The organism is Kangiella geojedonensis (assembly GCF_000981765.1).
In the GTDB taxonomy this organism is placed as follows: domain Bacteria; phylum Pseudomonadota; class Gammaproteobacteria; order Enterobacterales; family Kangiellaceae; genus Kangiella; species Kangiella geojedonensis.
This window is the reverse complement of record NZ_CP010975.1, coordinates 893,798-912,874: the sequence shown is the minus strand read 5'-3', so window position 1 is coordinate 912,874 and position 19,077 is coordinate 893,798. Positions and strand designations below refer to the sequence as shown.

22 protein-coding genes are annotated in these 19,077 nt (G+C 45.0%); 6 read left to right on the top strand and 16 right to left on the bottom strand.

Features of this window, described 5'->3' with window-relative positions:
- Nucleotides 1-6 precede the first annotated feature (6 nt).
- The 9 genes from ccmE to leuC all read right to left on the bottom strand — a co-directional run bounded on the left by ccmE (nucleotide 7) and on the right by leuC (nucleotide 6,466).
- Nucleotides 7-462, bottom strand: a complete 456-nt coding sequence (ccmE, locus tag TQ33_RS04050; RefSeq protein ID WP_046560920.1) for a cytochrome c maturation protein CcmE — start codon at nucleotides 460-462, stop codon at nucleotides 7-9.
- Between the two features lie 35 nt (nucleotides 463-497).
- Nucleotides 498-707: a heme exporter protein CcmD gene (gene ccmD / locus TQ33_RS04045; protein WP_046560919.1), complete on the bottom strand. Its 210-nt coding sequence runs from the start codon at nucleotides 705-707 to the stop codon at nucleotides 498-500.
- The gene (gene ccmC / locus TQ33_RS04040) at nucleotides 704-1,471 is read right to left on the bottom strand and encodes a heme ABC transporter permease CcmC (protein ID WP_046560918.1); all 768 of its coding nucleotides are present in this window, start codon (nucleotides 1,469-1,471) and stop codon (nucleotides 704-706) included. Before ccmC ends, ccmD begins: the two co-directional genes overlap by 4 nt.
- Before the next feature lie 6 nt (nucleotides 1,472-1,477).
- Nucleotides 1,478-2,149, bottom strand: coding sequence for a heme exporter protein CcmB (gene ccmB, locus TQ33_RS04035; protein ID WP_046560917.1), 672 nt, complete (start codon nucleotides 2,147-2,149; stop codon nucleotides 1,478-1,480).
- Nucleotides 2,146-2,808 carry a heme ABC exporter ATP-binding protein CcmA gene (gene ccmA, locus TQ33_RS04030; RefSeq protein ID WP_046560916.1) on the bottom strand — a complete coding sequence of 221 codons (663 nt, stop codon included), beginning with the start codon at nucleotides 2,806-2,808 and terminating at the stop codon, nucleotides 2,146-2,148. Before ccmA ends, ccmB begins: the two co-directional genes overlap by 4 nt.
- Before the next feature lie 95 nt (nucleotides 2,809-2,903).
- On the bottom strand, nucleotides 2,904-3,980 hold the full coding sequence (gene leuB / locus TQ33_RS04025; RefSeq protein WP_046560915.1) for a 3-isopropylmalate dehydrogenase: 1,077 nt from the start codon (nucleotides 3,978-3,980) through the stop codon (nucleotides 2,904-2,906).
- Complete coding sequence (locus TQ33_RS11620) at nucleotides 3,973-4,374, bottom strand: hypothetical protein (RefSeq protein ID WP_052735190.1); 402 nt, start codon at nucleotides 4,372-4,374, stop codon at nucleotides 3,973-3,975. Before TQ33_RS11620 ends, leuB begins: the two co-directional genes overlap by 8 nt.
- An 8-nt stretch (nucleotides 4,375-4,382) precedes the next feature.
- A complete protein-coding gene (leuD, locus tag TQ33_RS04015; protein ID WP_046560914.1) occupies nucleotides 4,383-5,024 on the bottom strand; it encodes a 3-isopropylmalate dehydratase small subunit in 642 nt (213 codons plus the stop codon).
- Nucleotides 5,024-6,466: a 3-isopropylmalate dehydratase large subunit gene (gene leuC / locus TQ33_RS04010; protein ID WP_046560913.1), complete on the bottom strand. Its 1,443-nt coding sequence runs from the start codon at nucleotides 6,464-6,466 to the stop codon at nucleotides 5,024-5,026. Before leuC ends, leuD begins: the two co-directional genes overlap by 1 nt.
- Before the next feature lie 168 nt (nucleotides 6,467-6,634).
- On the opposite strand from leuC, the gene TQ33_RS04005 reads away from it, so the two are divergent.
- On the top strand, nucleotides 6,635-7,507 hold the full coding sequence (locus TQ33_RS04005) for a LysR family transcriptional regulator (protein ID WP_046560912.1): 873 nt from the start codon (nucleotides 6,635-6,637) through the stop codon (nucleotides 7,505-7,507).
- A gap of 34 nt (nucleotides 7,508-7,541) precedes the next feature.
- Nucleotides 7,542-8,063 (top strand): SRPBCC family protein, encoded by a 522-nt coding sequence (locus TQ33_RS04000; RefSeq protein WP_228640406.1) that lies wholly within the window; start codon nucleotides 7,542-7,544, stop codon nucleotides 8,061-8,063.
- Nucleotides 8,064-8,124: 61 nt separating this feature from the next.
- Here the strand turns inward: TQ33_RS04000 and TQ33_RS03995 are convergent, their stop codons facing one another.
- Entirely contained in the window at nucleotides 8,125-8,331 is a 207-nt protein-coding gene (locus TQ33_RS03995; RefSeq protein WP_046560911.1) for a DUF3185 family protein, read from the bottom strand.
- A gap of 55 nt (nucleotides 8,332-8,386) precedes the next feature.
- Nucleotides 8,387-9,619 carry a dipeptidase gene (locus tag TQ33_RS03990; RefSeq protein ID WP_218915809.1) on the bottom strand — a complete coding sequence of 411 codons (1,233 nt, stop codon included), beginning with the start codon at nucleotides 9,617-9,619 and terminating at the stop codon, nucleotides 8,387-8,389.
- 86 nt (nucleotides 9,620-9,705) lie between these two features.
- On the opposite strand from TQ33_RS03990, the gene TQ33_RS03985 reads away from it, so the two are divergent.
- Nucleotides 9,706-9,924, top strand: a complete 219-nt coding sequence (locus TQ33_RS03985) for a DUF3820 family protein (RefSeq protein ID WP_046560910.1) — start codon at nucleotides 9,706-9,708, stop codon at nucleotides 9,922-9,924.
- Nucleotides 9,925-10,014: 90 nt separating this feature from the next.
- A complete protein-coding gene (locus tag TQ33_RS03980) occupies nucleotides 10,015-11,346 on the top strand; it encodes a DEAD/DEAH box helicase (protein ID WP_052735189.1) in 1,332 nt (443 codons plus the stop codon).
- A gap of 339 nt (nucleotides 11,347-11,685) precedes the next feature.
- Here TQ33_RS03980 and TQ33_RS03975 read toward each other — a convergent pair whose 3' ends face one another.
- Both TQ33_RS03975 and TQ33_RS03970 read right to left on the bottom strand, forming a co-directional pair.
- On the bottom strand, nucleotides 11,686-11,922 hold the full coding sequence (locus TQ33_RS03975) for a hypothetical protein (protein ID WP_046560909.1): 237 nt from the start codon (nucleotides 11,920-11,922) through the stop codon (nucleotides 11,686-11,688).
- A gap of 3 nt (nucleotides 11,923-11,925) precedes the next feature.
- Nucleotides 11,926-12,990, bottom strand: a complete 1,065-nt coding sequence (locus TQ33_RS03970; RefSeq protein ID WP_046562289.1) for a 4-phosphoerythronate dehydrogenase — start codon at nucleotides 12,988-12,990, stop codon at nucleotides 11,926-11,928.
- A gap of 87 nt (nucleotides 12,991-13,077) precedes the next feature.
- Between TQ33_RS03970 and folE the strand changes: the two genes are divergently transcribed.
- The gene (gene folE / locus TQ33_RS03965) at nucleotides 13,078-13,635 is read left to right on the top strand and encodes a GTP cyclohydrolase I FolE (protein ID WP_046560908.1); all 558 of its coding nucleotides are present in this window, start codon (nucleotides 13,078-13,080) and stop codon (nucleotides 13,633-13,635) included.
- A gap of 6 nt (nucleotides 13,636-13,641) precedes the next feature.
- On the top strand, nucleotides 13,642-15,537 hold the full coding sequence (gene mnmD / locus TQ33_RS03960) for a tRNA (5-methylaminomethyl-2-thiouridine)(34)-methyltransferase MnmD (RefSeq protein WP_046560907.1): 1,896 nt from the start codon (nucleotides 13,642-13,644) through the stop codon (nucleotides 15,535-15,537).
- On the opposite strand, the gene TQ33_RS03955 is transcribed toward mnmD, so the two are convergent.
- From TQ33_RS03955 to TQ33_RS03945, 3 genes are read right to left on the bottom strand one after another with little or no spacing between them, the layout of a single operon-like run.
- The gene (locus TQ33_RS03955) at nucleotides 15,534-16,244 is read right to left on the bottom strand and encodes an ABC transporter permease (RefSeq protein WP_046560906.1); all 711 of its coding nucleotides are present in this window, start codon (nucleotides 16,242-16,244) and stop codon (nucleotides 15,534-15,536) included. The two genes, mnmD and TQ33_RS03955, sit on opposite strands and share 4 nt — an antisense overlap.
- Nucleotides 16,241-18,172: a monovalent cation:proton antiporter-2 (CPA2) family protein gene (locus TQ33_RS03950; RefSeq protein ID WP_084616922.1), complete on the bottom strand. Its 1,932-nt coding sequence runs from the start codon at nucleotides 18,170-18,172 to the stop codon at nucleotides 16,241-16,243. Before TQ33_RS03950 ends, TQ33_RS03955 begins: the two co-directional genes overlap by 4 nt.
- Nucleotides 18,173-18,748 carry an NAD(P)H-dependent oxidoreductase gene (locus TQ33_RS03945; protein ID WP_046560905.1) on the bottom strand — a complete coding sequence of 192 codons (576 nt, stop codon included), beginning with the start codon at nucleotides 18,746-18,748 and terminating at the stop codon, nucleotides 18,173-18,175. It abuts the gene before it with no gap.
- Nucleotides 18,749-19,077: the final 329 nt, after the last annotated feature.

Here is a 19,077-nt window from a genome sequence, read left to right as displayed (position 1 = left end):
TCGTACCTAATAGTCAGTTGATTGCTTTTTACCAGGATGCCCATATTTCTCCAGCGATTGCTCAACCTCTGGTGGCATATACTTTTCATCGTGCTTAGCTAATACTTTCGATGCGACAAACTCTGTCTTAGAAACTAGCTGACCTTCAGCGATCACGCCTTGGCCCTCTTTAAACAGGTCAGGCAGAATGCCATGGTACTGCACTCTTAACGAGTTTTGGTTGTCTGTCACAGTGAACTCGACATCAAGTCCATCGGCAGCACGTTTTACCGAATTATAAGCCACTAACCCACCCACTCTGATGGTTTTATTAAGCGGCGCTTTGCCTTGGCTGACTTCTGTTGGCGGGTAGAAATGATTGATGTTAGAGCTCAGTGCGTACAGGATCAGTGCAACCGCCCCCGAGAGCAGCAACAAGCCACCAATAATGGCGATTAATTTATTACGACGATGTGCTTTCATGAAATCTACTATTTACTCAACTAATGAATTTTACGTTAGTCCGCTTGGGATACTTTTAACTTACGTGCTTTTTGCTTCTGGGCATCAGGAGCAGCCACTTCTGCCAGCACCTGTTTCTTGAGCGATTTCAGCATCATTCTAAAACCAACAAACAAGCCTACTAAAACAATCAAGCTCATCAAATAGCTCGACCATACGTATACGCCATGTTTACCCATAAAAATAAACTCATGCCAACTGCTCATGACTCACCTCTTTTGCTCGTGGCACCTGTTGCCCACTCAGTGACCCAGCGAGCTTTTTGGTTACGTAAAATAATTTCAGCTCGCAAGCGCATGATGACTAGAGCTGCAAATAACAGATAGATTCCAGCCAGCATCAAAAACAGTGGTGTTTGAAACTCCGGAGCTAAAGCACCTTTCTGTGTCACTGAATAGCCTTGGTGCAAGGTATTCCACCACTTTACCGAGAAGTAAATAATCGGGATATTAATCACACCCACAATCGCTAAGATCGCACCAGCTTTATCAGCTTTTGAGCGATCTGAAAAAGAGGCATGTAAAGCAATATAGCCTAGGTATAGGAATAGCAATAGGAGCTCAGACGTCATTCGTGCGTCCCACTCCCACCAAGTACCCCAAGTGGGCTTGCCCCACACAGAACCTGTAAATAACGCAAGAAAGGTCATGGCCGCGCCCACAGGTGCAATCGAGCGCACCACCGCAAAAGCCATCTTCATCTTCCAAACTAGCCCGACTATCGCTGCAATCGCCATCGCGATGTAAGCAATCATCGACAAAGCAGCTGCGGGGACATGCACATACATGATACGCACGGTATGACCTTGTCCCTGACGCACTTCAATCGGCGAAGCCCAGAGCGAGTAGTACAAGCCCACACCCAATAAAATCAAGGTCGCCGCCCATATCCATGGAAGCCACTGACCTGTTTTTTGGAATAAATATTTCGGAGAACCCAGCCGGTGAAACCAGCGCCAACCGTTTGCCATTAAATCTTAACCTACTGAAATTTTAAGTGCGCGACCCGATGCGAAAGGCGCAAATACAATTGCTATCAATAAAAAAGCGCCCAAGATGGCGAGTTCGCCATTATAACGCATATTTTCTAGGGATGCTGTAACTGTCGAAGCCCCAAATATCAAAATTGGTACATACAATGGAATGATCAAAATGGACACTAATAAACCGTTACGGTTCGCCGCCAAGGTTAAGCTCATGCCCACAGCCCCCAACAAGCATAGCGTTGGCGTCCCCATCACAAGGCTGAGCATCAGTACCCACGTATGAGGCGAGCCTTCGCTACCGTAGTTAATTTGCATCAATACTGCCAATAATGGCGACAAAATCACCAGTGGTAGCCCCGTTAATAACCAATGAGCCAATATTTTACTCATGGCTACCGAGGTCGGCGAACTCATTAAAAGAAGTTGCTCAAGCGAGCCATCTTGATAATCACTGCGGTAGAACTGTTCCAATGACAATAACATGGCTAACAGTGCCGCGACCCATATCACGCCTGGAGCAAGTTTTTGCAATACCGGCGCTTCAGGGCTAACAGCAAACGGAAATAAGCTGACCACAATGATGAAAAATAGCAATGGAATGGCTAGGCCAATCCAGTTACGGCGTGCGACTTTCATTTCACGTTTCAGCAGAGTCAAAATCATTCGTGCTCTACTCCAACTTTTTGATCGACCGGCAGCTCGTCAATGTGATGATGCGAGGTAAACAGTACCACCCCGCCCTGTTCTTTAAACGCTAAGGTTTTATCGGCCAGCCAACCGCGCGTTTTTTGATCAAGATTGACGAAAGGCTCATCGAGGATCCAAATCTTCGCTGGCTCAAGCATTAATCGCGCCAAAGCCACTTTATGCTGCTGCCCTGCTGATAACTCAGCAAACATACGGTTTTCAAGACCTCCGATACCTAGCTCCAACAGCACTTCAGAAATCTGTTTTGATAGACTTCTCTGCAAGATCCCCCCTTTTAAGCGCAAATTAGCGTAAAAAGATAGGTTTTCGGCAATGGTCAGCTCGTTCTTCATGGACAAACTATGTGCTAGGAAGATGAGCTCTTGAAAGTAGCTTGAATCAGGGTGATGAATTGGCTGTTTATTCCAATAGATAGAACCCTGGTCTGAAGGCAACAAGCCCGCGAGGCAACGCATCAGGCTGGTTTTGCCTGCGCCGTTTTCGCCATAAAGATAAGTAATTGTTGATGGAGCTAGATGCAGGTCAGCATCTTCAAGAAGTATCTGCTCCGATCGAGAAACCGTTAGCTCATGGGCATAAAGTCCATCGAATTGTATGTCTTGAGGTTGAGACATCTGAGCTACGGCTTGGCATAAGTTGCTTTGCCCTGAATTATAGAGGGCTTAGCCCCTTATGCCAATGATTTTACGTAGATTTACTTAAGCTCAGCTTATGCTAATGCTTTTAATACCGCGTCGCCCATTTCTGTGGTCGAAACCAAGGTATCGCCTTCCGTATGAATATCAGCAGTACGATAACCTTGATCCAATACCGTTGAAACCGCTTGGTCAATTTTGTCTGCTAAAGCACCTTCGCCGAAGCTGTGGCGCAATAACATTGATACTGACAGTATCGTCGCCAATGGATTAGCTTTGTTCTGACCCGCGATATCAGGTGCTGAACCGTGAATCGGCTCGTACATGCCTTTGCCGTTCGCATCCAAACTCGCCGACGGCAACATACCTATCGAACCCGTTAGCATCGCAGCACAATCTGACAAAATATCGCCGAACATGTTGCCCGTTACCATGACGTCGAACTGCTTAGGTGCACGTACCAGCTGCATCGCCGCGTTATCAACATACATATGAGTCAACTCAACTTCAGGATATTCCTTGCTCACACGCTCCATCACTTCACGCCATAGCTCAGTCGCCTCAAGTACATTCGCCTTGTCCACTGAGCAAACACGTTTATCGCGTAACATCGCAGCTTTAAACGCCACATGAGCAATACGCTCAACTTCACTTTCCGAGTAAACGTAAGTGTTAAAACCTTGGCGCTCGCCATTTTCAAGTGTGCGAATACCGCGTGGTTGACCGAAATAAATACCGCCCGTTAACTCACGAACAATTAAAACGTCTAGGTCAGACACAAGCTCAGGCTTTAAGCTCGAAGCATCAGCCAGTTGTTTATACAAAATCGCAGGACGCAAGTTACCGAACAACTCTAGCTCAGAACGTAGTTTCAACAACGCCTTCTCTGGACGTACTGAAATATCATACTGTTCCCACTTAGGTCCGCCCACAGCACCCAAAAGAATCGCGTCCGCATCTTTCGCCTGAGCTAAGACTTCATCCGTCAATGGTGTTTCGTGTGCATCATACGACGAACCACCCACCAATGCAGACTCATACGTCACGTCCAAGCCATGATTCTCAATCAACGCATCCAACACACGCGTCGCCTGCCCTACAATCTCAGGGCCAATACCGTCACCCGGTAATACCAATACTTTTTTAGTCATAATTAAACTCAATCTGATTATCGTCTGTAATTTCTATAAGAGTGTAAAATGGTGCCTTTGGAGCTTTGAATTTGAATCTCGTGACGATTTCTTTTTCAAAACATAGTCCAAAAAGGCTTTGATTATCACTCCACATCCTTTTTACCAAGCCTGTCTCATCTAGCTCTATCACAACAGAGATGTTCGTTGGAGCGGTTGCTCTTTTACTAATACAGCTTGGTACAGCATCAGAAATTAGTTGCCCTCTCGCCATAAACAATGAATACATATCGTTTTGATCAAGAGTCTCTTCCATCTTGCTGGCTGCTTTGTACGCTTCGGCATGGCTAATATCTTTTGCAACTAAGCTAAAAGACACTAGGTAAAAAGCAGTTAAGAGCACCGTCCACTTCATACTGTTTGCTACTGGTTGAATAACCAAGGGGCTCGCTTAGCCCGCTCAGCTTCATACGCCGTTATCGCATCTTCTTGCTGCAAGGTAATACCAATATCGTCCAAGCCGTTATACAAGCTGTGCTTACGGTCTGATTCAACCTCAAAGCTGATCACATCGCCACTTGGCAGAGTAATGGTTTGCTTATCAAGGTCGATATCCAGCTTATAGCCTTCGTTTGCTTCAGTTTGCTCGAACAAAGTATCCATCGTCGCGTGGTCAAGCACGATCGGTAAAATACCGTTCTTAAAGCAGTTATTGAAGAAAATATCGGCATAGCTTGGTGCGATTACCGCTTTAATACCATAATCTTCTAGCGCCCATGGAGCGTGCTCACGGCTTGAGCCACAACCAAAGTTCTCACGAGCCAATAGAATAGAAGCACCTTGATAACGCTCTTTATTCATCACGAAGTCAGGGTTTAGCGGACGCTTTGAGTTGTCCATACCTGGCTCTCCGTGATCCAAATAACGCCACTCGTCAAACAAGTTCGGGCCAAAGCCTGTTCGTTTGATTGACTTTAAAAATTGCTTAGGAATAATCGCATCCGTGTCGACGTTTGAACGATCTAAAGGTACGACTAGACCAGTATGTTGCGTAAAGGCTTCCATTAGTGCACCTCCGAAGCTTTTGCTAATTCTTTGTCTAACTCGAGTTCACGCACGTCAACAAAGTGACCATGAACCGCTGCTGCAGCCGCCATCGCTGGGCTGACTAGGTGTGTACGACCACCTTGGCCTTGACGACCTTCAAAGTTACGGTTTGAGGTTGATGCACAGTGCTCACCTGACTCTAAACGGTCAGCATTCATGGCAAGACACATCGAACAACCCGGCTCACGCCACTCGAATCCCGCTTCGGTAAAGATAGTGTGCAAACCTTCAGCTTCTGCTTGCTCTTTCACCAAACCAGAACCTGGAACCACCATCGCCTGTTTAATGCTTGGTGATACTTTTCGACCTTTTGCCACCGCCGCAGCTTCACGAAGATCTTCGATGCGAGCGTTGGTACAAGAACCAATAAAGACTTTGTCCAGCGGAATCGACGTAATCGGCGTGTCCGCTTTTAGATCCATGTACTGAAGTGCGCGCTCAATACCCTCTTTCTTCACAGGGTTGGATTCTTTTTCAGGGTTTGGAATATTGCCATTCACAGGCTTCACCATTTCTGGCGAAGTACCCCAAGTCACTTGAGGAATAATGTCTTCAGCCTTCAACTCAACCACACGGTCGAACTCTGCATCAGCATCGCTGTGCAAGTCTTTCCATGCTTCAACTGCCATGTCCCACTGCTCGCCTTTTGGCGCAAAAGGACGGCCTTTTACGTATTCGATAGTCTTGTCATCCACGGCTACTAAGCCAACGCGTGCGCCCGCTTCGATTGCCATGTTACAGATCGTCATGCGTCCTTCCATCGATAAGCTTTCGATAGCCGAGCCCGCAAACTCAATCGCGTGACCATTACCGCCAGCCGTACCGATTTCACCGATGACCGCTAGAACCACATCTTTAGCTGTAACGCCTGTGCCAAGCTCGCCATCAACGCGAACTAGCATGTTCTTCATTTTCTTTTGACGTAAACATTGAGTCGCTAGAACGTGTTCAACTTCTGACGTGCCCACACCAAACGCCATCGCGCCGAAAGCGCCGTGCGTTGCTGTATGCGAGTCACCACAGACCATGGTCAAGCCCGGAAGCGTATAGCCCTGCTCAGGACCAACGATATGTACGATACCTTGGCGAATGTCGTCCATCTTGAACTCTGTCACGCCGTAAGTATCACAGTTATCATCCAAGGTCTGCACCTGAATACGTGATACCGGATCTTCGATACCGTTAGTACGGTCTGTGGTTGGGACGTTATGATCCGGAGTCGCCAAGTTTGCTTCTAAGCGACGCGGTTTACGGCCAGCAATACGCAAACCTTCAAACGCTTGCGGTGACGTTACTTCATGTAATAATTGACGGTCGATATAGATCAATGCTGATCCGTCGTCATTTTCTGCGACAAGGTGGTCTTCCCATAGCTTGTCGTAAAGAGTTTTTCCAGCCATTAACTGTGCCTCATTTGGTCTTTTCACATAATAAAAATAGCCGCACATTCGCAGCAAAGTGGAACAAGTGTAGTCCTTATTGTAGAATAACTCCAATTCATTATTTTTATAAAACTCATAACCATAAGGAATAGACTGTTTTTAACAAGCTTACCTAGTAATAACAGTATGGACATTGATTTACTCAAAACATTTTTGACTGTAGCGCGATTAAAATCCTTCACGCTCGCCGCCAAAGAACTGCAGATGACACAGCCCGCTCTAAGCAAACGCATCAAGCGCCTTGAAACCTTAGTCGATAGCCAACTCTTTGATCGCGTTGGAAGTCACGTCGCAGTGACTGAAGCGGGTCAACTTTTGCGCCAGCAAGCGCCACAAATCATCAGTGACATCGAAGACACCGTGCAAAATATTCGAGACTTGAGTGGTAAGGTAAGTGGCGAGCTCCATATTGGCACCAGCCACTATATAGGCTTACACTTACTCCCCAACTACTTAGAACAGTACGTTGATACCTTTGAGCAAGTCGACGTTAATATTGAGTTTATTGACTCTGAGCTGGCCTATGAGCGAGTTTTAAGTGGCGATCTGGAGTTAGCACTACTGACGTTTCCACCACAGAAAGATCCACGTCTTGAGCACGAGCTTATTTGGAAAGAGCGGTTGGCTATAGTTTGCCACCAAGATTATGATTTAGCTCACGAAGAAGAGCCATTAAAGCAACTACAGCACTACCCTTGTATCTTGCCACCGGCACACACCTTCCCTCGTGAGCTGTTCGAAGTGCAATTGGCCAATGCGGGAGTGTCATTGGGGAAAGTTAAAACGGCCAACTACTTAGAAGTAATTGCGAAATTAGTCGCCTGTAAAATGGGTTGGACTTTATTGCCCACGCGATTATTAACAAAACCGCTGGTGAGTTTATCCTCAAAGCAGTTCCTATCAGACCGCGATATGGGTATTATTTACCGAACCAACAAAACCCTATCCAACGCGTCACAAGAACTGGTTAAGTTACTCAAGAGTGAAAAAAACATCTAAAGCAAAAAGAATAGGCATCTTTTAAGGAGATAGAATGAAACGACTTATTATGGCAACCCTTAGTGCATTGATCTTGCTAACCGTAAACAGTGCCGAAGCCATTGTCAGCGCTCAAAGCAAGCAGCACTTTTCAATCAAAATAGAAACCACCATTAAGGCTCCCGCTGAAGAGGTGTATCAACAGTTCCTCAATGTTGGCGACTGGTGGGAATCAAGCCATACGTGGTTTAGCGATGCGTCAAAAATGTACATCGAACCAAAAGCGAACGGCTGCTTTTGTGAAGTTAATGGTGATAAAGAAGCGATGCACATGACAGTTAGCATGGTAATGCCGAATAAAAACGTGCAAATGGTCGGTGGTTTAGGCCCACTGCAAAGCATGGGCGTTTATGGCCACATGTCATGGAGTTTTGAAGAAAAGACGAAGGGCCTGACAACGCTCAGCATGAGCTATTTAGTCAAAGGCTTTGTCGGAGAAGAATCTAACATGATGGCCAAAGCCGTCGATAGCGTACTAAATACCCAAGTTAAAAACTTAGAATCTAAGTTTAAATAAGCACTAGAGCTAAAAACAAAAAAGCCCGCGATAACGCGGGCTTTTTTAGAATCGATGGTAATTACTTCTTTCCAATCACTAACTGTAACAAGCCAATAAGGCCAAGTGCCCCGCCACCGATCATCAACCAAGTCGCTTTATCAGAGAAAGATCCCGTAAAAGCTTCCTTCATTTCTTCACCGACCGACTGGGTCATATTATAACCCCAGAAGAACAAGGCGATGCCTACTGCTAACAATACAATTCCAATAATTTTCTTATTCATCATTTTCCTCTCTTTTTTTGCTAGTAAACCTTATTGAACTTTTAAGCTACAAAAAATATCACTTCGTAGCGTGATTTTCTACTTGTGTCCAAACACGCATCAAGTTTCCGGAAAGCATCTTCTCAATATCTTGCTCTGAGTAGCCTCTTTCCAACAAGCCTGCAATCAAGTTTGGATAAGTTGATACATCTTTAAGCCCCGTTGGTAAGCTGTCGCCCACCCCATCGTAATCTGAGCCTAAACCGACATAATCAACACCCACCAAGTTAACCACATGGTCAATGTGATCCAGCACATCCTCACGATCGGCAAACTGGAATGGCGTTCTCTGGCGATAGCTTTTTCTAAAGCTTTCTATTGATGATGCATCTTTCTTAGGGTCAAGATTATTAGACTCGATATAATTTTTTACTGCCTCTTTATAAGCATTATTGTTTTCAATCGAGTCTTGCGAGATAAACGTCGAACCAAAGTTAATAAAGATAACGCCGCCTTTCTCAGCCATATCCTCAATCATATCGTCGTCCATATTACGCTCAAAACCTGGTGTGTAATAACGGGCAGACGAGTGGCTGGCGATGACTGGAGTCTCCGACACTTCTAGAACATCATAAAACGCATCATCAGATAGGTGCGATACGTCGACCATAATACCTAAGCGATTCATTTCTCGAACCACATCCTTACCAAAGTCACTTAAGCCTTCGTTCGGGCGAGCTTCATCGTAAGAAGAGTCCGACAAGTGATTACTACGAGAGTGCGCTAAGGTAATGTAACGAATACCACGGTCATAAAAATACTCTACGTTTTCTAGCTTGCCTTCAATTGGCGAACCATTCTCCATGCCCATCGGCAAAGAAATGACACCATTTTTGAAGTTTTCGCGGACTTCCGCAGGACTAGTCGCTAAAGCAAACTTATTCGGATTATTTGCCACGATTGCTTCAACGTTATCGATCAGCTCATTCGCTAACTTATAACTTTCACCCTCAGCTTTAAACTCCAAATTCGCGGGAATATATATCGACATAAAAGGCGCGTCTAAACCGCCTTGAACAGCACGAGGATAATCAAAGTCTCCACCTTCAGTCGCTTCACTGATGTCCTCATTCGAGTCATGCAAACGGTGTGGCACATCAATATGCAAATCCGCGATCACATATTTCTTACTAATCTCTTGTGCTTGCTTGGCATAATCGGGAGCCGCTTCTTCAACAACTGGCGCAGAGCCACAAGCCACTAAACCCAATGCCACCGACGCCACAAGCGATGCAATCATTGTTTTTTTCATCATAATTGCCTTTTTAATAATAATTTGAGGTAATAGCATCATAAAGCGTCCAAAAATAATTGCAAAGACAACCTTATTCCAACCTTATGAATCAAGAACTTCTTCTCGAAAGTATCAATCAAACCATGCCTTTTGGTAAATACAAAGGCCGTAAACTTCTGGAGCTACCAGAACCTTACTTAGTCTGGTTCCACAAAAACGGCTTCCCCGAAGGCAAACTCGGCCAGCAGCTCGCTTTAATGTACGAAGTAAAACTTAACGGCCTTGAAGGCATGTTACGGCCGCTGTTGAAGAAACCTTCTTAGGATAGTCCGAAACAGTAACAGTCCTTTAAAGTTAGTGATAGAATTAGCCTCAGATTCGCCGCCCACATTGATTAGAGAACCCTATAGCGCATGAGCATCTTCCAAGAACTGAATCCAAAACTGATAAAAGCCCTTGATAAACTGAGTATCACCAAGCCTACTGATATTCAGCAGGAAGCGATCCCAGTGGTGTTGGATGGCTTAGATGTTATGGCCAGCGCGGAAACTGGCTCAGGTAAAACAGCAGCATTTGTACTGCCCATTTTAGAGCAATTGCTAGCGAAGAAAGCACCGAATAGCGGTACTCGCGTCCTAATCTTAGCGCCGACACGCGAACTGGCTCGCCAGATCCACAAGCAAACCATGGACTTGGCAAAGTTTACGGGTATTCAAGCAGGTTTAATTACGGGTGGCGAAGAGTTTAAGGTTCAGCGTGCAGCCATGCGCAAAAACCCTGAGATTATTATTGGTACGCCAGGACGTATTCTCGATCATAGCCAGCAAGGCGCGACTGATTTCGATGACTTAGAGTTTTTGGTGCTGGACGAAGCCGACAAGATGCTCGATATGGGCTTCAGTGACGATGTTATTGCTATTGCAAACTATTGCTCTAACGATCGCCAAAGCCTGCTATTTTCAGCAACGCTACAAGGCTCAGGTATTCGCCATATCACTAAGACCTTGCTCAAAAACCCTGAAACCATCACGCTCAACACCTACGAAGACGCGCAAGCGAATATTCACCAGTCGATCATCACGGCCGATAATTTAGAGCACAAAGAAAAGCTCACAGGGCAATTATTACAAAACGAAAAATACCGCAAAGCCGTCGTTTTCTGTAACACCAAAACACAGGTTGAACGACTCAGCGGGCTTCTTCGTTATCACAAGCTACGAGTTGGCCATATCCACGGCGATATCAAGCAAGACACTCGTAACCATATCATGGTGCAATTCCGTGACGGAAAGTTCGACGTTTTGATTGCTTCAGACGTCGCCGCACGCGGCCTTGACGTCAAAGACGTTGACCTCGTGATCAACTTCGACATGGCGCAAAGCCTTGAAGACTATATTCACCGTATCGGCCGTACCGGCCGCGCAGGCGCAGAAGGCGCCGCCATATCCCTAATTACCCACAAAGACTGGAACCTCATGGTTACCATTCAAACCAAACTCGGCACCCGCTTCGACGTTAAAACCGTCAAAAACCTCGTCGCCAAATACCAGGGGCCACAAAAACTCAAGAAAAGCGGCAAAGCCGCCGGCACCCAAAAACGTAAACCCGCCGGCAAAAAAGGCATGACCAACCGCGACAAAAAACGACTCGCGAAAAAGCAAGACAAGAAACAGGAAAAGAAAAACTCAAATATAAGCTCAAAGCCAAAGAAGAAGTTTGGCGGTATTAAGAAGTCTGATGATTAATGTGTAGGGTTACAGCTACGCTTAACCTGTTCTATGAGCTGGATCCCACGATCTCCCTAAAAGGATTCTCTTCGATCAATTCTCGGAATGACAAGAATATAAAGTTATCAGGCTTGCGCCCATTCCCCATAAACATTAGCCGATGTGATTTAAAATTATAGTGCAAATTAGGCAGGGATAGCCTAATTTAATCAAAACGAAACAGCGAGGTTTCATTTGATGGCACGTTATAATTTTAGATTACGAGGGAAGCCTTTAGGTCTAATATTTGGGGTGTCTTTTCTTTTCGCCCTTTTCTTTGGACAAGCAAAGAAAAGGGTACATTACATAACTACAAACCTAACTCTGATACAAATCATACAACACAATAAAAAACCCGCCCATCATACTCACCAACCCCGCAACAACAATAAATATCGAGACCAAGCCCAACACAGTTTGTAGAGCTCCTGCTGCAATCAATGAGGCGAGAAACATCAGCGGTAAGCCGATAAAAGCGGCGAGGATAAAGCTGAGAATCACTATCTTCCAGCCACGTTGAATCTTTGCTTTTAAAATAAAGTTTAATGGTTTCATAATTTATAGCGTATCAAGAAATTCGAGTCTTTGCGGGTAGGTTTTGCGCAAATGATCAAACTTTTTCTGAATGTTATTTTTAACTTGGCGCATACGTTGGTCATCGGCTTCAATATCGTAATAAGGCTGAAGGCTTTGGTATAACCCATCTAACGAGCCGCTCCACTGCCACTTTGGTGCCTCAGGAAGTAATTCATCAAGCGCAATACTATCTTCCAAGTCGAACCATTGATTGAAAGCCTGATACAGTTGATAGGTGCCACGGATTTTGCCTTCTTGCGAATAACCTGCAATATGCGGAGTGGCAATCATGGTTTGCTCAAACAGTTCAATATTAACGTCAGGCTCGCCTTCCCAAACATCAAGAATATAATCAATCACTTTGCCTGCTCGCTTGATTTCAAGCGCAGCCGTGTTATCAACCACAGCTCCACGGGAACTATTAATGAGCAAGCTCTGTTGTGGCATGGCCTCTAAAAAAGCGTCATCCACCAGATGATAAGTCGCATATTGTCCAGCTCGCACAAACGGAACATGGCAGGTCACCACATCGCATTGTTGTATTTGTTCAATACCAACAAAGTCTCTGGGATCGCCAGCATCAGCCAGTGGTGGGTCATTGAGTAGGTACTTAATACCCAGTATGTCTAAAACTTTAGCCACACGGCTACCGACATTGCCGGCTCCGATAATCCCCACTGTGACTTTAGTTAAGTCGATATGACGCTGTTCCGCCCAGTAAGCAATACTGGTTAATACATACTCAGCCACGCCCTGCGCGTTACAGCCAGGAGCATTGGAAAAGGCAATGTTCTTGGCCGCTAAGTAGTCTAAATCGATATGATCGGTGCCGATGGTAGCGCTTCCGACAAATTGAACATGAGTCCCTTCAAGTAACGATTGATTAACCTGAGTCACCGAGCGCACCAATAAAATATCGGTGTTATGTAGGTCTCGCGAAGTAATACTACGCCCCGCTAGTCGCTTGATATGAGCTGCTTTTCCACTGATATTGGAAAACAGTTCTTCAACTAACGGCATATTTTCATCGGCAACGATATTCCACATCGGTATTAACATAATTGTGATAATTATTTGGGTATTGTAGCGATATCCATTAGAATTACGACTGAAATTGAAACGGGAAATGGCAAGATGTCCGATAAGTTAGCAAATTTATATAAAGATGTGTTGGTCGAATTAGGTGAAGACATTTCACGCAACGGTATCCTCGACACACCTACTCGCGCCGCAAAAGCAATGCAATTTTTGACCCAAGGGTATGAGCAAGACTTAAATACCGTGGTCAATGGTGCAATATTTGATTCTGATAATGATTCAATGGTTATCGTTAAGGACATAGAGCTTTACTCTATGTGTGAGCACCACATGCTACCATTTATCGGGAAAGCCCACGTTGGATACTTGCCAACAGGTAAGGTTATTGGCTTATCAAAGATTGCTCGCATCGTTGACATGTTTGCCCGTCGATTACAGATTCAGGAGAATTTAACCAAGCAAATTGCTGAGGCAATACAAGAAGTGACTGGAGCATCTGGTGTTGGCGTTATTATCGAAGCAAAACACATGTGTATGATGATGCGTGGCGTTGAGAAGCAAAACTCCGTCATGACCAGCTCCACCATGCTGGGCCAATTCCGCTCGTCTCAGAATACACGTAACGAGTTCTTGACCCTTATAGAAAAGAAATAATCCCTTATGCATAATGCTTTTCTGGGCGTAAAACCCGCTGTTATCGAATGGCGCCAATACGACTCAGAAAAGCATCAGTGGCTTGAAGCTTCCGAAGAGCAGCTTCAATCTAAAAATAGCCAAATAGCCCCCTACTCTCCCGCTTTTGATGATATTTACTTCAACCCTCAAGATGGCATCGCTGAAAGCACGCATGTCTTTTTAAACGGTAATAACCTTGAGCCTAGGTTCACCGAACGACATAAGTTACAACAGAGTTCCGAGTTTCACATTTTTGAATCAGGCTTTGGCACAGGGTTAAATTTTTTATTAACGGCAAAGCTGTGGCAGCAAACAGCGATTCGAGACTCAAAAGCTGAACTCCACTTCTGGTCAATTGAGCAGTTCCCTCTTCACCCTAACGACCTAAAAAAAGCCTTTCGAATACTTGGAGTAGAATCAGAGTATTCGGAAAAGCTGTTAAGTAATTACCCTGATGCTCTGCCTGGGATTCATCAGCTGCAAATCTCAGACAACATCGTGCTTCATTTATTGTTTTACCCCGCGGACAAAGCTCTTAAGGAATTAGCCTTGCCGGAAAGCCACGCTTTCGACGCTTGGTTTTTAGATGGTTTTGCGCCCAGTAAGAATCCCGACATGTGGGCTAAAAGCCTACTACACTTCATGGCGCTTCACAGCACTCATGGCACCACATTGTCGACCTTTACCGTCGCAGCTGCGTTAAGAAAGCCTCTGCCACACTATGGCTTCAATATCGAAAAGCGTCCAGGCTTTGGGCGAAAGCGTGAAATGTTAACTGCTAAATTCAGTGAAAAAGAGCTCTCCACACCGAAACCTACGCTCGCTACAGACTATATCACAGCACGCCCCAAACCAAACAAAGTAGCTATCATTGGTGCCGGTCTAGCTGGTTGCTCCTTAGCGCATCAGTTACATAAGCAACAGATCGACGTCCACTTGTTCGATCAGCATGGCATTTGTAGTGGCGCTTCCAACATGCCGTCACTGGTCGCTTTACCCGTTTTATCGGCTGATCATAATGCCTACAGTCAACTCACCTTTCATGGCTTCCGTCACTTAAAAGCCTATATTGATAAGTACCCCGAGCTAGCGCAAAGTCAGTTTGCACACCAACTGAGCAATAAAAAATATTCGCAACACCACTTAGAGCAGTACCAAGAGGTTTACGCGAAGCAAAACTGGCATAGAGAAGAAAGCTGGTTTCAATTTCAAACGTTACAAGTTGCTGAGCGCTTGGTTCAAGCACTCAAACTTCCAGCGATTCAAGTGCACGGGAAAACTTTTTGTCAGCACTTAATTAAAGACTTGGACAAAACTCAGTTGCACCTTAATACTAAAGTTGACGACTTAAGTCAGCTCAATGAATTCGACCATGTTGTCATCGCTAGTGGTTATCAAAGCCCTCATACGGCGTGTACTCAGAACCTGCCTCAAATCGCCCCTATGCGAGGCCAACTAACCACTTTAAAAGCCGAACATAGTCACACAACCCCTATCAACCACGATGGGCATATCGCTCATTACAACGGCCAGTTAGTTATTGGAGCAACCTTTGAAAATAGCTCTGATGACGCTGTCAGAAGAGAAAACTCATTAACCAATATAGCGCAGGTCAATCGGCGTTTTGGGTTTCATTTTACTGAAAAAGATATTGCTAACGAGCACCCTGGAGTGCGAGCGACCAGTTATGACCGCTTCCCATTTTGCGGTTATTTTAATCAAGTTGGCGATCAAACCCTTTGGCTGAACTACGGCTTTGGTGCTCGCGGATTATGCTTCTCAATGCTGTGTGCAAAAGTTATTGCAAACGCCATCAATCAGCGCCCTTCACCGCTTCCGAAAACACTACTAAGTAGAGTTTCACCTCTAAGGATAAATTAGTTTTCATCCACGCTCTGTCTGTGGCGAGACATCAGATACCAAGCAGTGGAGAATGCTGAAGAGCATAATATCGCCACCATAATCACAATTTGATAACGCACCGCGACCAATGGACTAACGCCAGACAAAATCTGTCCTGTCATCATACCGGGTAATGCCACTAGACCAACGGCCAGCAAACAATTTATTTGTGGAATCATCGCTGTGTAAAAAGCCTTATTGCGAGCAGCTTCGAGCAGCGCCCCAGCTTTTACCTCAGTATCAAAGCGCTCACCGGATAAACTCAAGCTATTCATGGTGTTTGCTAGCAACATACCGGCTAATGGAATCACAAACCGAGGCTGATACCAAGGCGATAAATCCAATACAAAAACAATGACCAGTCCTAAAATTGAGCCACACCCAAGCAACAAAGCGGATGAAAGCTGAGCAATATGTTTAAGACTCTTATCAACCAATGGTCTCATGGCAATCCAACCCGCAGCGACGAGCATTATTGACATGACTAATAGGCCTAACCAACTGGAAGTTTCTTTGAATAAATAGACCAGCACAAAGCCAATCGCAATCAATTGTCCTACCATGCGTAAGGTGGCAATGATTAATTCTTTGCTATTGGCTTTCCAGCGATAAAAAATAACTGCCACCAACACAACGGGGAAGCAGCTTATTAACAATTCTAGATAACCAATTTCGGGCAAGTTCAAGGCCGAGATTTCTTCTTTTCTGATGATTCTTTTGAAGAAGAGTCAGAGTTTTCGCCCTCGTTTTCGGAGTCATCACTCTCCTCTTCTTCCAGTGACACGGGTGTATTCCACGCGCGGCGCATAACTTTTGAGTCTCTTTGGTCAGCTTTCAAAACAGCCTCCAGCATTTCTGCGCGCTCAGCAGCTTTAATCACGTATTGCTTATCACCCCACAACTCAGCTAACTCTTCTAAATGTTGAGAATCATAGTGGTAAAATGCGGTTGCCGTTCTGTGCGCTTGATACTTACGATAGCCGAGTCCCATCAAAGCTTCTCTACCCAGTACCACCGCTGACCCCAAGGTTTCACGCATGACAAAATCAGCACCAGCTTTCTTCTGCTCATAAGCTTCACGACGACCTTTAGCACGCGAGTAAATCTTTAGGTGTGGGAAATGTTTATGACACAGGTCGATAACTTTTAGCGTCTTTTCTTGGTTACCAACCGCAATGACCATCATCTTCGCATCATCAGCGCCAGCGGCTCTAAGTACCTCTTCATTCGTTACATCACCATAGTAGGCTTTGGTACCAAACTTCTTAACCAAGTCGATTTGAACCGCATCGTACTCCAGCAACGTAGTATCAAACCCCTGCGAGCGTAGTATGCGCGACACGATCTGTCCGAAGCGCCCGTAGCCTGCGACGATGACTGGAGTTTCACCATCATCAACTTTATCAAAGGCACGGCGCTCTTTGCCGAAAGACAAGCGCGGAATAATCAGTTTTTCACAAGCAATCAATAACACTGGCGTTAGAGCCATCGAAAGCGCCACCACCACAGTGAGCAAGGAAATGATGTCGTTGCTCAAAACTCCGTTTTGAGAAGCGAAGCTAAAGAGAACGAAAGCAAATTCACCACCTTGCGCTAAGGCAAACGAGAACAGTAAATTCTCAATTAACGACATCTTGAACTGTTTAGCCAATATCATCAGCACGATAATTTTAATCGCGATTAAAGATACCAATAACAAAGCAATAAGACCTGGAGATTGCATCAGCATGTCGAGGTTGATGCTGGCGCCAACCGTTATAAAGAAAAGGCCTAAGAGTAAACTTTTAAACGTGACCAGCCCCACTTCTAATTCGTGTCGATACTCACTCTCCGCCAACACTACCCCTGCCAAGAAAGCACCTAACGCTGGTGACAATCCAATCTCTTGCATAGCAATAGTAATACTTAAGACCAACAACAAAGAGGTTGCGATAAAAATCTCGCGCAGGCCTGTGCGAGCAATCCAGTTGAAAATAGGCCTTACCAGATAACGGCCAACGATAATAATGCCACTAATGACGCCAAGGACTAACGCTGCCTGTTGCCATGCTTCCAGCTCAGTATGGCCAACTGATTGTGAGCTTTCTACTGGCAAAGTTGCCAATAAAGGTAACAAGGTCAGCATGGGGATGACGGCAATATCTTGGAATAGAAGCACTGAAAAAGCTGACTTGCCAGCATCAGTTCGTAATAAATCTTTCTCCGATAAAGTTTGTAATACGATGGCGGTTGAGGATAGAGCTAAAATCATGCCGATCGCAAGCGCCATTTTCCAGTGCAGATCAAACGCCAAAGCCAACAGCGTTAGTAAGAGCATGGTAATAATGACCTGCAGGCCACCAAGCCCCAAAATGGGCATTCGCATTTTCCAGAGTTTTTTAGGCTGCAGTTCCAAGCCAATCAAAAATAACATCATGACCACGCCAAACTCCGCGAAGTGCATGATGTCTGTGACATCTTGTCCCACTAACCCTAAGGCAAAAGGACCAATAATAATACCTGCGATTAAATAGCCGAGAACTGACCCCAAGCCCAACTGCTTCGCAATTGGAACACCAACAACCGCGGCGAGAAGGAAAACAAACGCTTGATAAAGAATGCTCGCTTCTTCCATTTATCCCTCCTCTGTATTGTCAGCGTCTTTCAGCAAATCAAAAGACTGAACCAATGAATCCACATAATCACGATAACGTTGAGCTTCTTTTTCAACAGCGCTGTGACTCAGTGTTTCAGCCTCATACATCACAAACGGTTCAACAAAGTTCATGCCACAGAAATCAGCCGTTTGCTCAAAAGGTCTGAGCAACTCAGTGGTCGAAAAATTGTTAAAACCATGAGGAGTGTAGCTGTCTTTAGCCGCACCAGCAGTAATGGCATTCATCCAATAACGCCCTGCTAACTGGTAGCCTCCTTCTCCATAAGCAAACCCCTCTGCGAGGACTAAGTCTTGCCACTCTTTGAGTAAAGAAGGAGAGCTGTACCAATAAAAAGGGTGTTGAAAAATGATTAAGGAATGCTCGAGTAGCAGCTTTTGCTCACGTTTAATGTCGACAAAATAGTCGGGATATTCTTCATATAAGTCATTAACTCGAACATAATCCAGATCCTTTATAGCCTCAAGCATGACCTGGTTAGCCCAAGACTTTTCAAAAATAGGATGTACTAAATTTAGCAGGACACGAGTCGTCATAAACGTTTGCGCTTTTTGTTATGTCACCCAATAACAAACCTAGTGCTTGTTACATTCTATCCCTGAGTCTACACAAATTTACGCTAAAAAAGAAATGAAGGTTATGCGATAAGCCAATGAATGATATACGAAAATATCGAATGTAGCTGTCAATGATGACTTGGTGTCGCTAAGGGGTGGTTGCCGCTAAGAAAATGTTGCCGTCAAAATAAAAGCGGCCAAAGCCGCTTTCAATATAGGATGAGTCCGTCCCACAGTTTTTCGGTATCCTACCTTGGATGACACGTCCGTTTAATATGTCCTAAATTATTATTCCATAACCTATCGTT

Bases quoted from the DNA above. Each gene is read 5' to 3' on its own strand.
- TQ33_RS03990 (WP_218915809.1), bottom strand. From the start codon at position 9,619: ATGAAAAAAACAATGATTGCATCGCTTGTGGCGTCGGTGGCATTGGGT.
- TQ33_RS03945 (WP_046560905.1), bottom strand. From the start codon at position 18,748: ATGACGACTCGTGTCCTGCTAAATTTAGTACATCCTATTTTTGAAAAG.
- ccmD (WP_046560919.1), bottom strand. From the start codon at position 707: ATGAGCAGTTGGCATGAGTTTATTTTTATGGGTAAACATGGCGTATAC.
- TQ33_RS03950 (WP_084616922.1), bottom strand. From the start codon at position 18,172: ATGGAAGAAGCGAGCATTCTTTATCAAGCGTTTGTTTTCCTTCTCGCC.
- leuB (WP_046560915.1), bottom strand. From the start codon at position 3,980: ATGACTAAAAAAGTATTGGTATTACCGGGTGACGGTATTGGCCCTGAG.
- leuD (WP_046560914.1), bottom strand. From the start codon at position 5,024: ATGGAAGCCTTTACGCAACATACTGGTCTAGTCGTACCTTTAGATCGT.
- TQ33_RS03985 (WP_046560910.1), top strand. From the start codon at position 9,706: ATGAATCAAGAACTTCTTCTCGAAAGTATCAATCAAACCATGCCTTTT.
- mnmD (WP_046560907.1), top strand. From the start codon at position 13,642: ATGCATAATGCTTTTCTGGGCGTAAAACCCGCTGTTATCGAATGGCGC.
- TQ33_RS04000 (WP_228640406.1), top strand. From the start codon at position 7,542: ATGAAACGACTTATTATGGCAACCCTTAGTGCATTGATCTTGCTAACC.
- leuC (WP_046560913.1), bottom strand. From the start codon at position 6,466: ATGGCTGGAAAAACTCTTTACGACAAGCTATGGGAAGACCACCTTGTC.
- TQ33_RS03975 (WP_046560909.1), bottom strand. From the start codon at position 11,922: ATGAAACCATTAAACTTTATTTTAAAAGCAAAGATTCAACGTGGCTGG.
- ccmE (WP_046560920.1), bottom strand. From the start codon at position 462: ATGAAAGCACATCGTCGTAATAAATTAATCGCCATTATTGGTGGCTTG.
- TQ33_RS03980 (WP_052735189.1), top strand. From the start codon at position 10,015: ATGAGCATCTTCCAAGAACTGAATCCAAAACTGATAAAAGCCCTTGAT.
- ccmA (WP_046560916.1), bottom strand. From the start codon at position 2,808: ATGTCTCAACCTCAAGACATACAATTCGATGGACTTTATGCCCATGAG.
- folE (WP_046560908.1), top strand. From the start codon at position 13,078: ATGTCCGATAAGTTAGCAAATTTATATAAAGATGTGTTGGTCGAATTA.
- ccmC (WP_046560918.1), bottom strand. From the start codon at position 1,471: ATGGCAAACGGTTGGCGCTGGTTTCACCGGCTGGGTTCTCCGAAATAT.
- TQ33_RS03970 (WP_046562289.1), bottom strand. From the start codon at position 12,990: ATGTGGAATATCGTTGCCGATGAAAATATGCCGTTAGTTGAAGAACTG.
- TQ33_RS11620 (WP_052735190.1), bottom strand. From the start codon at position 4,374: ATGAAGTGGACGGTGCTCTTAACTGCTTTTTACCTAGTGTCTTTTAGC.
- TQ33_RS04005 (WP_046560912.1), top strand. From the start codon at position 6,635: ATGGACATTGATTTACTCAAAACATTTTTGACTGTAGCGCGATTAAAA.
- TQ33_RS03995 (WP_046560911.1), bottom strand. From the start codon at position 8,331: ATGATGAATAAGAAAATTATTGGAATTGTATTGTTAGCAGTAGGCATC.
- ccmB (WP_046560917.1), bottom strand. From the start codon at position 2,149: ATGATTTTGACTCTGCTGAAACGTGAAATGAAAGTCGCACGCCGTAAC.